Source organism: Bradyrhizobium sp. 170 (assembly GCF_023101085.1).
In the GTDB taxonomy this organism is placed as follows: Bacteria; Pseudomonadota; Alphaproteobacteria; order Rhizobiales; family Xanthobacteraceae; genus Bradyrhizobium.
On the sequence record NZ_CP064703.1, the window covers coordinates 4,536,237 to 4,547,899 of the forward strand.

Annotated in this window: 8 protein-coding genes and 1 pseudogene; 8 read left to right on the forward strand and 1 reads right to left on the reverse strand. The window is 63.4% G+C overall.

Going from position 1 to position 11,663, the window contains the following annotated elements; genetic code table 11:
* The first annotated feature begins 60 nt into the window (after nucleotides 1-60).
* The 6 genes from IVB05_RS21120 to IVB05_RS21145 all read left to right on the forward strand — a co-directional run bounded on the left by IVB05_RS21120 (nucleotide 61) and on the right by IVB05_RS21145 (nucleotide 7,670).
* Nucleotides 61-726, forward strand: coding sequence for a protein-L-isoaspartate O-methyltransferase (locus IVB05_RS21120; protein ID WP_247786511.1), 666 nt, complete (start codon nucleotides 61-63; stop codon nucleotides 724-726).
* A gap of 247 nt (nucleotides 727-973) precedes the next feature.
* On the forward strand, nucleotides 974-2,380 hold the full coding sequence (locus tag IVB05_RS21125) for a TolC family outer membrane protein (protein WP_247786512.1): 1,407 nt from the start codon (nucleotides 974-976) through the stop codon (nucleotides 2,378-2,380).
* A 316-nt stretch (nucleotides 2,381-2,696) separates the two neighbouring features.
* Nucleotides 2,697-3,416 (forward strand): DUF2497 domain-containing protein, encoded by a 720-nt coding sequence (locus tag IVB05_RS21130; protein ID WP_247786513.1) that lies wholly within the window; start codon nucleotides 2,697-2,699, stop codon nucleotides 3,414-3,416.
* 281 nt (nucleotides 3,417-3,697) lie between these two features.
* Nucleotides 3,698-6,565, forward strand: coding sequence for a valine--tRNA ligase (locus IVB05_RS21135; RefSeq protein WP_247786514.1), 2,868 nt, complete (start codon nucleotides 3,698-3,700; stop codon nucleotides 6,563-6,565).
* 155 nt (nucleotides 6,566-6,720) lie between these two features.
* Nucleotides 6,721-7,107, forward strand: coding sequence for a VOC family protein (locus tag IVB05_RS21140; protein ID WP_247786515.1), 387 nt, complete (start codon nucleotides 6,721-6,723; stop codon nucleotides 7,105-7,107).
* A 383-nt stretch (nucleotides 7,108-7,490) separates the two neighbouring features.
* Nucleotides 7,491-7,670 carry a hypothetical protein gene (locus tag IVB05_RS21145; RefSeq protein ID WP_247786516.1) on the forward strand — a complete coding sequence of 60 codons (180 nt, stop codon included), beginning with the start codon at nucleotides 7,491-7,493 and terminating at the stop codon, nucleotides 7,668-7,670.
* Between the two features lie 413 nt (nucleotides 7,671-8,083).
* On the opposite strand, the gene IVB05_RS21150 is transcribed toward IVB05_RS21145, so the two are convergent.
* Nucleotides 8,084-9,376 (reverse strand): M20/M25/M40 family metallo-hydrolase, encoded by a 1,293-nt coding sequence (locus tag IVB05_RS21150; protein ID WP_247786517.1) that lies wholly within the window; start codon nucleotides 9,374-9,376, stop codon nucleotides 8,084-8,086.
* A 100-nt stretch (nucleotides 9,377-9,476) separates the two neighbouring features.
* On the opposite strand from IVB05_RS21150, the pseudogene IVB05_RS21155 reads away from it, so the two are divergent.
* Nucleotides 9,477-9,632 (forward strand): annotated as a pseudogene (locus IVB05_RS21155) (VOC family protein); the annotation flags it as partial.
* Nucleotides 9,633-10,038: 406 nt separating this feature from the next.
* Nucleotides 10,039-11,628, forward strand: coding sequence for an ATP-binding protein (locus tag IVB05_RS21160; RefSeq protein ID WP_247786518.1), 1,590 nt, complete (start codon nucleotides 10,039-10,041; stop codon nucleotides 11,626-11,628).
* The last annotated feature ends 35 nt before the right edge of the window (nucleotides 11,629-11,663 follow it).

The following is an 11,663-nucleotide window of genomic DNA, read 5'->3' on the forward strand; positions in this document are numbered from 1 at the left end:
TTTCAGCTCTCGGTTCCAGTTCTCTTGCGGCCACGCCGCATGCTCTCAGGGTCTTAGCCTATGTCCGGTTTTGCGACCGCGCGCCAGAAAATGGTCGATGGTCAGGTGCGTCCGAGCGACGTCACCGATATCCGAATCCTCGATGCCATGCTGGCGGTGCCGCGCGAGGCCTTCGTTCCCGAAAACAAGCGGGCTCTGGCCTATCTGGACCTCGATCTCGATGTGAGCGAAGGCGGCGCGGCCAAGCGGTTCCTGATCAAGCCGGTGGTGCTGGCGAAGATGCTGCAGGCGGCTGAGATCAAGGAAGCCGACCGCGTCCTGGTGGTCGGCTGCGCCACCGGATACGCCGCCGCCGTAATCGCCCGATTCGCTTCCCAGGTGACTGCGACGGAGAGCGATTCGGCGCTGGCGGCGAAGGCGCAGGCGATTCTGGCCAGCAATGGCTGTGGAAACGTAACCGTCCGCCCCGCGGCGCCGGCCGATGGAGACCCGGCAAGCGCGCCCTACGATGTCATCGTGCTGAACGGCGCGACCGAGGTCGTGCCGGAACAGCTCTACGCGCAATTGCGCAGCGGCGGCCGGTTGGTGGGCGTTTTTGCGACGTCACGGCCGGCACGGGCTACCATCGTGACTGCTTCGCATGGCGATTTCGGTCACCGGACGCTGTTCGATGCCGCCGCCCCGGTGCTGCCCGGCATGGAACTTGTTCCGGCCTTCGTTTTCTAGCGTTTCAGCCGCTTCAACGCCCAATATTCGCCCTTCGTCACCAGCTAAATCCTGTTCGAAATCAGAAGTGTGGCCCGATTGCCCCACGTGAAGAGTTTCGACGGCGTTTGCTTGCGGGGGTGTTCCGTCTAGGCTACGTGCGGAATAAGGTGAGCCGGGACTCACTTCGAGTGAAGCGACGTTCGGTTAATGATCATGTGCGATCATGATCAATGGCCGGGCGACCAAAAAGATCGGATTGCTTGGGATGCGTGGGGTGAAGGAATTTGCCGGAGCTGCGGCTTCGGTCCTTCTATTAGTATGCTTGGGCTCGACGCCCGTCTTGGCCGACACCATTGAGGCGGCCTTGGTGCGCGCCTATCAGAATAATCCGCAGCTCAATGCGCAGCGCGCGCAGGTGCGCGTCACCGATGAGAACGTACCGCAGGCGCTGTCGGGCTACCGCCCGAGGGTCTCGGTCACGGCGAGTGCGGGCTACCAATATACGGATACGCTGAGCACGCAGGGCGGCGACGCAAACACGCTCGTTCGCACCAATATTCACGGCGCCAATCCGCCGCGCAGCGTCGGCGCGACCATTACGCAGACGCTCTTCAACGGCCAGCAGACCGCGAACAACACCAGAAGGGCGGAAAGCCAGGTTTCCGGCGCGCGCGAAGCCCTGCGGGCACTCGAGTCGACGGTGTTGCTCAGCGCCGCCACGATCTACATGGACTATCTGCAAAACTCCGCGATCGTCGAAGTGCAGAAGAGCAACGTTCGCGTGCTTGAGCAGACGCTGAAACAGACACGCGATCGCTTCAATGTCGGCGAAGTCACGCGCACCGACGTCGCGCAGTCGGAGGCGCAACTGGCCGCCGGCAAGACGCAGCTCCTGACCGCGGAAGCCAATCTGACGACGACGCGTTCGAACTTCCGCCGCATCATCGGCAATGAGCCGCAAGCGCTTGCGCCGGGCTCGCCGGTCGATCGCTTCCTGCCATCGACGCTGCCGGCCGCCGTCGAGCTCGGCCTGACGCAAAACCCGAACGTCACCGCGGCGATGTTCGGCATCGACGTCAGCTACCTTCAGGTCAAGGTGGCCGAAGGCGCGCTGTTGCCGACGGTCACGTTGCAGGCCTCTGTGCAGCAGTCCTATGAGCAGAGCCTGATCCAATACAGGTCGTTCGGCGCGTCTGCGATCACGCAGCTTTCGGTGCCGATCTATCAGGGCGGCAGCGAATATTCGCTGATCCGGCAGTCCAAGGAAACGGTGGCGCAGCAGCGCCTCGTTCTCGACCAGACCCGCGACCAGACCCGTGCCAACGTGGTCACGGCATGGGGCCAGCTCGTTGCCGGCAAGGCGCAGGTGCAGTCCGCCCAGTCGCAGGTGGCGGCGTCCGAAATCGCGTTGAACGGCGTGCGCGAGGAAGCCAAGGCCGGACAGCGCACCACGCTCGACGTGCTGAACGCGCAGCAGGCGCTGGTGAATGCGCGCGTGGCGCTCGTCACCGCGCAGCATGACCGCGTGGTTGCATCGTACTCCGTGCTGAACACGATCGGACGTCTGACGCCGCAGGTGCTCAACCTGTCGACCACGGTCTACGATCCGAGCGTGCACTATCACCAGGTGCGCGATAGCTGGGTCGGCGTTCGCACACCCGACGGCCGCTGATTTCCGAGTCGATTTCCGCACAGGCGGGATGAAATCGTCGCCCGGCGCCTGAAGCGCCGGGCGCTTTGCTTGCAATCAATTGTGGCCATGACGTACCGTTTCCGGGGCGAGCTGAGCGATTCGTGGCCCGCGTCTTTGCATCTCACGGACGCGTGTCGGGGTCGTTTTGAGGGGAGCAGGACCTGCGCGCGATGCAGCGGGCGGGCTTGATCTGGGGACAAGTCGGGCTTGTGCGATGAAAATCCCGGCCTCGATATCCGGAACCGGCAATTCCTTCGTGGCTTTGATGTAAAATGGTTTCGATGTGGAGTCGGAGATGACGCAACCTGCAAAGGTCCAAGAGCCCTCGATGGAGGAGATTCTGGCGTCGATCCGTCGCATCATAGCCGACGACGAGGCAAAGCCTGCAGCTGCCGAAAAGCCTGCGAGCCCGCCGGCCGCCGCGAAGCCGGCCATGATGAAGGATATCCCGCCGTCGGCGATTGCTCCGGCGCCAAAGCCGGCTGCCGCACCGAAGCCGGCCCCGCCACCACCGCCGCCTGCGCCCGAACCGGTTGCCAGCAACAACCAGGATGACATCGATGCGATGCTGGCGAGCCTCGATGCGGCGACGCCCGAGGCCGACATAAGGCCGGCGCAGCCCGAGCCCGAAGCCGACGTGTTCGAACTCACCGACGAGATGGCATTGCCGGAGCCGGCACCAGCCCCCGCCGCGGCAACATTCAGCAAGGTTGAACCGCAGGACGATATCGAATTCACCGAAGCCAAGGCGTCACGTCGCCAGCCGGCCTATGAGCCACCGATGGAAAGCCCACCAGCGCGACCGATTTTATCGCATTCGACCGTCTCCGCCGTGGAATCTGCTTTCAACTCGCTGGCCAATACCGTGCTGAGCAACAACGCGCGGACGCTGGAGGATCTGGTCAAGGAGATGCTGCGGCCGATGCTGAAATCCTGGCTCGACGACAATTTGCCGGGATTGGTCGAGCGGATCGTCAAGGCCGAAATCGAGCGGGTTTCGCGCGGCGGGCGCTAGTCCCAAGGGCCACGTTGAGGCTGGGTCGAGGCTGCATCAAGGCTGCCTCGGCGGGCGTCGATCGCGAACCCCATCCTTCAAACCGGCGTTACCCGCGGCTCCCCGCTGCCCTGAACCGGAGTTGTCAGGTTGACTTGAGGCGCCGTGGCGGCTTTCTAGGGGCGGCCCGGCGCCGATCACATCCAAACCGGGCGCTACCGCGTTGATTTGATTTACATTCTTTGAGCGAACCGGCGACGGTTTTGCTCAAGGGCGCCCCCACCATCTCCAATTGCAGTGCCATGATCGAGAAAAACTACCAGCCCGCCGATATCGAGAGCCGCATGTCCCGGATCTGGGAGGAGAGCGGCGCGTTCAAGGCCGGCCGCCCGGAACGAAAAGACGCAGCACCTTTCACCATCGTGATCCCGCCGCCGAACGTGACGGGCTCGCTGCATATGGGCCACGCGCTCAACAACACGCTGCAGGACATTCTCTGCCGCTTCGAGCGGATGCGCGGCCGCGACGTGCTGTGGCAACCCGGCACCGATCATGCCGGTATCGCGACCCAGATGGTGGTCGAGCGGCAATTGATGGAACGGCAGGAGCCGGGCCGGCGCGACATGGGCCGCGCCAAATTCCTCGAACGCGTCTGGCAGTGGAAGGCGGAGAGCGGCGGCGTCATCGTCAATCAGTTGAAGCGCCTCGGCGCTTCCTGCGACTGGTCGCGCGAACGCTTCACGATGGACGAGGGGCTATCGCGCGCGGTCGTGAAGGTGTTCGTCGAACTGCACCGCGAAGGCTTGATCTACAAAGACAAGCGTCTGGTGAACTGGGACCCGAAACTGCTCACGGCAATTTCCGATCTCGAAGTGCAGCAGGTCGAGGTCAAGGGCAATCTCTGGTATCTTCGCTATCCGATCGAGGGCAAGACTTTCAATCCCGACGATCCCGCGACCTTCATTGCGGTGGCGACGGTGCGGCCCGAGACGATGCTCGGCGATACCGCCGTCGCGGTGCATCCGCAGAACGAGCGTCTCGGGCACCTGATCGGCCAGCACGTCATCCTGCCGCTGGTTGGCCGCCGCATCCCGATCATCGGCGACGACTACGCCGATCCCGAAAAGGGATCGGGCGCGGTCAAGATCACGCCGGCGCACGATTTCAACGACTTCGAAATTGGCAAGCGTCACGGCCTGCCGCAGATCAACGTGTTCGATCGGGAGGGCTGTCTCGCTCTCGTCGACAACGAGGATTATCTGCGCGGCTTGCCGGAAGGCGCGAGCCAGCTTGCCGAAGAGTTGCACAATGTCGACCGCTTCGCCGCGCGCAAGAAGATCGTGGCCCGGCTGGAGGATTTCGGTTTCCTGGAAAAGGTCGAGCCGTACACGCACACGGTGCCGCATGGCGACCGCTCCAACGTGGTCATCGAGCCCTATCTGACTGACCAGTGGTATGTCGACGCCAAGACCATGGCGCAGCCGGCGATCGCGGCCGTGCGTTCGGGCGCGACCACTTTCGTGCCGAAGAACTGGGAAAAGACCTATTTCGAATGGATGGAGAACATCCAGCCCTGGTGCATCTCGCGCCAGCTCTGGTGGGGCCATCAGATTCCCGCGTGGTACGGGCCTGACGGCAAGGTGTTCGTCGCCGAGACCGAAGAGGAAGCCGTCGGCAACGCGCTCGGTTACTACGTCGAGCAGGAAGTCATCACGGAAGAGCAGGGGCGCGAGATGGCGCTGGACCCTGCCAAGCGCGAGGGCTTCATCGTCAGAGATGAGGACGTGCTCGACACCTGGTTCTCTTCCGGGCTGTGGCCGTTCTCGACGCTTGGCTGGCCGGACGAAACGAGCGAAGTGAAGCGCTATTACCCGACCAACGTGCTCGTCACGGGCTGGGACATCATCTTCTTCTGGGTCGCCCGGATGATGATGATGGGCCTTCATTTCATGAAGGACGCGCCGTTCTCGACCGTCTACATCCACCGCCTGGTTCGCGACGAGAAGGGCGCGAAGATGTCGAAGTCGAAAGGCAACGTCATCGATCCCTTGGGTGTCATCGACGACTTTGGCGCGGACGCGCTGCGCTTCGCGCTGGCGCGCGGCGCGGCCCACAACCACGACATCAAGCTCTCGCCGCAACTTGTCGAAACCAACCGCAATTTTGCGACCAAGCTGTGGAACGCCTGCCGCTTTGCCGAGATGAACGGCTGTGAGCAACCCGCAGGCTTCGATCCGACGGCGGCAACGGAGACCCTGAACCGCTGGATCGCGCATGAGACCTCGCGCGCCACGCGCGAGGTGACCGAGGCGATCGAGGGCTATCGCTTCAACGATGCGGCCAATGCGATCTACCGCTTCGTCTGGAACGTCTATTGCGACTGGTATGTCGAACTCGCAAAGCCCGTGCTGATGGGCGAGGAGGGCGCGGCCAAGGCCGAGACCCGCGCCATGACCGCCTGGGCGCGGGACGAGATCCTGAAACTGCTGCATCCGTTCATGCCGTTCATCACCGAAGAGCTCTGGGCGGTGACGGCCAAGCGCGACGGCCTGCTGGTGCTGGCCGAATGGCCGCGCAAGGCGAGTTCGGTGACCGCCGAGCAGATCGCTGCGATGGCGCTGGCAGGGCCGGGCGATCCGCTGATCGCGCCGGTCATGGCCGCGCTCGACGCCGGCGATTTCAGCGATCCCGCTGCCGAAGCCGAAATCGGCTGGGTGGTCGATCTCGTCACCCCGATCCGCTCTTTGCGCTCGGAAATGAACATCCCGCCGGCAACGTTGATACCGCTGGTGCTGTCGGGAGCGTCAACGGAGACCAAGGAGCGCGCCCAGCGTTGGAACGACACCGTGAAACGTCTGGCGCGTTTGGCGGATATTTCCTTTGCCGATCGCCCACCGGAAGGCGCGGTGCAACTCCTGGTGCGCGGCGAAGCCGTGGCGCTGCCGCTCAAGGGCGTGATCGACCTCTCGGTCGAAAAGGCCCGGCTCGACAAGGAAATCGTCAAGGCCGACGCCGACATCAAGCGGGTCGACGCCAAGCTCGGCAACGAGAAATTCGTGGCCAACGCGCCCGAAGAGATCGTCGAAGAGGAAAAGGAAAAGCGGGAGGCGGCGGTTGCGCGAAAGGCGAAGCTGCAGGAAGCGCTGGAGCGTTTGAAGAAGGCGTCGTAGCCAGGCCTCATCATTGCGAGCGCAGCGAAGCAATCCATTGTCCCGCGGCGGAGGTATGGATTGCTTCGTCGCTTCGCTCCCTTGCGCAAACGCTTCGCGTTTGTCGCAGGCAATGACGGCTGAGGTAGCGTCAGTCACCATCGAGGGCCTGATCGATGCTGGACCACGTCTCCATCACGGTTTCAGACTTTGCCGCGGCCGAGCGGTTCTACGACGCGATCATGAAGGCGCTCGAAATCGTCAAGGTCGGCCGCAGTGACCGCTGGCTCGGCTACGGCGAACGCGCTGACGCGCAGCATCCGGATCGCGTCTACATCGCCATCTACAAGGGCGCGAGGCCGGACGAGGCCACCAGCCGGCATTGGTGCTTCAAGGCAAAATCGCGAAGCGAAGTGGACGCGTTCTGGCACGCCGGCATCGCCGCCGGCGGCACCGACGACGGGCCACCCGGCCTGCGCCACTATCATGCCGCCTACTACGGCGCATTCCTGCGCGATCCCGACGGCAACAAGGTCGAGGCGGTGTGTCACCGCGCGGTGTAGCAGGCGCAAAGAAATCGTAGCCGGATGAGCGAAACGACATCCGGTTTAGATTAGCTGTGGAGTTTGCATGGCGAACTGACCGCCCGAGAATCCGCCGGTTATGACCAGCGCGCTACGCTTGGCGACGAGCGCGTCGGCAACGTCGAAAGGGTGTCCTCGATCGGATTGATTTGTCCTGGTGTGAATCAGCTTACAGTTGAATCTTTAGAGATGTGCAATGTTGAAGTTAGGGGGCTTAGCAAAGAGGCGTCGGTGACCTGACCGGCGATGGTGATGGATATGCGTTACGTATTCTATGACAAGGAGAGCGGCCGCACACCCTTCGAGTTTACAACCTCGGTAGCGACGAGCCGCAGGAGCCCACCGAGGACGACATCCGCGCTGTGCTCCAACGCTTCCCCGATCCAGGCAAGATCGATCTCACGCGGACCGACGTGCCACGCGCATCAAGCCGGCTGTTGACGCGCGCGGTCGATCTGAAGACCGGCAAGGTAGTCTCGACCCCATTGGTTCGTGACAACCTGACGCAGAAATTCGAAAAGCTGACCCGCAGCAAGGAGTAGCAATCATGCCAGCTCAACGTGCCCACTTGTTCGCCCTGAAGAATGAGGGTGGATCGGACAGCGGAGCGCTAACGTCCTCCCAGGTGTCCGGCGGCGAACACTGGGGCTCTCCCGGCTCAGGTAATAATGTCTTTGAGGGCGCGGTGGTGCGCACCGGTCGTCGAATCGAGTGTTGGTTGCGCACAATTCACAGTCAGGACCTAGACACGTTCGGTGTCGCAGTTGCGATCACGCTCGACTGATCGTCGAACGCGGCACGCTCGCATCGCTGAATCGAGTGACGGCGGCGTCGCGGCACCTGACCGCGGCACTACGGCATCACCGGCTCGGGCTGGCCCTCTCGCGCAAGCCCGAGCGTACGCGACGGAGGCAAGCGAACGCGGCAAAGGCTCGGTCTTGACCGTACACCGGCCTCATTTCACCTTGTCCTGCGACACATCCATGATCATGCGCGTGGACAAATAAAGGCGCGGCACGATCGTCTCCAGCTTCACGTACTCCGCGTCGTTCGAGTGGGCGCCGTAGCCGCTCAGGCCGAAACCCTCGATCACGGCAGCCGTGGTCTTGAGGGCGGCGAACGCGGCGTCGGTGCCGCCGCCGCTGGCCACGTCGAACACCTTCAATGGCAACCCCAATTCCCCGTAGATAGCGGTGCCATGGGCGGCCAGGCGGCGCGAGGCCGGCGAGGCTTCCAGCGGCGGGCGGCGCATCTCGAACCGGAGCTGCACCTTGGCGTCGGGAATCCGTTGCGTCTTCACGCGTTGCTGCAGCGTGGCCTCCAGCTCGGTAAAATCAGACACCTTCAGCGCCCTTGCGTCGCCTTGCGCGGTAGCCTGTGCCGGGATCACGTTGCGATTGGTACCGGCCTGCGCGACCGTCCAGTTCAGGCTCAGGCCCTGGTCGCGCCGCGACAGGTCGCTCAATTGCAGCAACTGGTGGGACAGCTCGACCAGCGCGTTCACGCCCTTGTCCGGCGCCGAGCCGGCGTGCGAGGCCTTGCCGTCCACCGTCAGGTACGCCGCGCCGATGCCGCTGGTGGCCAGGCGCAGGCGGCCGTCCTCTCCGCCGCCTTCGTAAGAGAACACGGCGTCCTGTTCGCCCGCCATGCGAGTAATCGTGCTGCGCGAGCCCGGCGAGCTGATCTCCTCGTCGCCGTTGATCAGTACGGTCAGCGTGCCGTAATCATGGAATTTCAATGTTTGCAGCATCGCCACGGTGTGCAGGATGAGGGCGATTCCCTGCTTGTCGTCGAGGATGGCGAGCCCATAGGCGCGCTCGCCGTCGATGCGGAAGGGTTGGTCCTTCAGCATGCCGGGCAGGTAGACCGTGTCCATGTGGGCGATCAGCATGATCTTCCTGGCTCCAGTCCCCTTGAATTCGGCGTGCACCATCGCGCCCGGCTTGGGCGGCGTGTCGTCCATCCGGTAGATGTCGGTCGGCTCAACGATCTCGACCTTGCCGCCCAGCCGGGTCAGGCGTTCGCCGATCAACGCCGCCAGCCGGGCCAGGCCCTCGGCATCCTTGCTGCCGGACTCGATGTTCACGAGGTCACGCAGCGTGTCGAGCAGCGGGGCTTTTTCCTGCTGCGCCAGCTCGTGGATGCGACCCACCGGCTCAGCCCGCGCGGGCACGGCCGACAGAGCCAGCGCGCAAGCGGCGATGCAAGCCAGCGGGAAATGCAGAGCAAATCGGGCGGGACGCGACATGGTGGTCCTTTCAAATGACGGCCTGATGATTGATGGGGCTCGAACGGAAATTGAGACTGCGCCGGACCCTGTTGATAGTAACCGGAAGCTGGCGCCTGCTTCAAACGTTCGAGCGTTCTGGCACGCCGGCATAGCCGCCGGCGGCACCAATGACGGACCACCCGGCCTGCGCCACTACCGCGCCGCATACTACGGCGCGTTCCTGCGCGATCCCGACGGCAACAAGGTCGAGGCGGTTTGCCACCGGGGGCAGTAGCAAGCGCAAAGCAATCATAGCCCTGGATGAGCGCAGCGACATCCGGGGGTGTGGTGGGGCGCGAATTCATAAATTCGGAGCGGTCGGCGGACGTCCGCTTTGGTGCGCATCCCGGACGCAAGTCGGACATCGCCCGCGGGTCAGGACAGGTGGGACCGCGGCGGCGGGCGCCCCCCGGATTATCTCCCACGCCGCGGAACCTCGCGTGCTATCTTTCCAAGTATCGAAAATATTGGACCTCAGCCCGGGACGGATTTGCCATGAGTCGGCGCGAATTCATCGACGTTCTCGGGGGCGCCTCCATCGCGTGGTCGCTCGCCTTCCCTGCGGCGAGTGGGCAGGATGGAGAAAGGTCAATCGCGTGGGCTTTCTGACTCGGTCTCAACTCAAATAGGATATTCTGAACATGTCGACGCTCACCCCGCATGGCGCGTGCTTGATGTGGAAGCCGGAATTGATCTGGCTGAATGCGGTTTCCGACGCCATGCTCGCCGGCGCCTTCTTTGCTACCGCGTTCGTCGTCGGGCTCTTCGTGTGGCGGCGCCGCGATCTCATGTACCGCGGCGTGTTCGGGATATTCGCTATCTTCGTCACGGTCTGCGGGATGACCCGCCTGCTGGCGATCCTCACTTTGTGGGTGCCGGCCTACGACATCGAAGGCCTCACCAAAGGCTTCCTGGCGCTGATATCGGTCGGGATCACGGCGGCACTGCTGCTGTCGCTGCCGCGGATCCTGGTGCAGCCGTCGCGCACGCAACTTGCGCAAGCCAATGCGGCGCTTGAGGAGGAAATCCGGCACCGGCGCAAGGCCGAGGCCATGGTTAAACGTTTTCAGGAGATAGAGGCCAACGAGGCCCAGGTCCGGCAGGCGCAGAAGATGGAAGCCGTCGGCCAACTCACCGGCGGTGTGGCGCACGACTTCAACAACATTCTGACGGTGATCACCGGAACCATCGAAATCCTCGGCGAGGCGGTCAAGGATCGTCCGCATCTCGTCCAGATCACCGATATGATCAGCTCCGCCGCGGCGAGGGGGGCCGACCTGACACGGCATCTGCTGGCCTTCGCCCGTCGACAGCCGCTGCAGCCGCGCAACACTGACGTCAACGCCCTGGTCGTCGATGCCGCGCGGTTGCTGCGACCGACCCTCGGCGAACAGATCGAAATCGAATCGATGCTGGCACACGATTCCGCGCCGGCCCTGATCGATCCCAGTCAGCTCTCGACGGCGATCCTCAACCTCGCACTGAATGCGCGTGACGCCATGCCGAACGGCGGCAAGCTGACGCTCGAAACCAGGAATGTCGTGCTCGACGAGAACTACCCCGGCATGACCAGCGAGCTCAAGCCGGGCAACTACGTCATGATCGCGGTGAGCGACACAGGGGAGGGAATCCCCGGCGGCCTGCTCGACAAGGTGTTTGAACCGTTCTTCACCACCAAGGAGGTCGGAAAGGGATCGGGGCTGGGTCTCAGCATGGTCTACGGCTTCGTCAAACAGTCGAACGGACATATCAAGATCTACAGTGAAGAGGGCCACGGCACCACCGTGAAGCTTTACCTGCCGGCGGCGGCGGGTGTCCCGGACGCGCTGGCCGCCGAAGCTGGCATCTCGGGGGGCGAACACGGCGACGAATCCATCCTGATTGTCGAGGACGACCCGCTGGTCCGCGAATACGTCGTGACGCAGATCAGCCGTTTTGGGTACCACACGATGGCCGCCGGCAATGCCGCCGAGGCGCTTGCAATCATTGATGGTCCCGAACGCTTCGATCTGCTGTTCACTGACGTGATCATCCCCGGCGGACTAAACGGCCGTCAGCTCGCGACCGAGGCGCTGAAACGGCGCCCGGAACTCAAGGTGCTTTATACGTCTGGTTATACCGAGAACGCCATTGTACATCATGGCCGCCTCGACGCCGGCGTGCTGCTCCTGCCGAAGCCTTACCTCAGCTCCGATCTCGCGCGGATGATCCGGACCGCGCTGGCATCGTGAATTCTTCAGGACGGGAAGGCGCTCCTGCGACCCTC

Excerpts from the sequence above, each read along its gene's own strand:
- IVB05_RS21140 (WP_247786515.1), top strand. The coding sequence starts at position 6,721 with ATGCTGGACCACGTCTCCATCACGGTTTCAGACTTTGCCGCGGCCGAG.
- IVB05_RS21135 (WP_247786514.1), top strand. The coding sequence starts at position 3,698 with ATGATCGAGAAAAACTACCAGCCCGCCGATATCGAGAGCCGCATGTCC.
- IVB05_RS21120 (WP_247786511.1), top strand. The coding sequence starts at position 61 with ATGTCCGGTTTTGCGACCGCGCGCCAGAAAATGGTCGATGGTCAGGTG.
- IVB05_RS21125 (WP_247786512.1), top strand. The coding sequence starts at position 974 with ATGCGTGGGGTGAAGGAATTTGCCGGAGCTGCGGCTTCGGTCCTTCTA.
- IVB05_RS21130 (WP_247786513.1), top strand. The coding sequence starts at position 2,697 with ATGACGCAACCTGCAAAGGTCCAAGAGCCCTCGATGGAGGAGATTCTG.
- IVB05_RS21150 (WP_247786517.1), bottom strand. The coding sequence starts at position 9,376 with ATGTCGCGTCCCGCCCGATTTGCTCTGCATTTCCCGCTGGCTTGCATC.
- IVB05_RS21160 (WP_247786518.1), top strand. The coding sequence starts at position 10,039 with ATGTCGACGCTCACCCCGCATGGCGCGTGCTTGATGTGGAAGCCGGAA.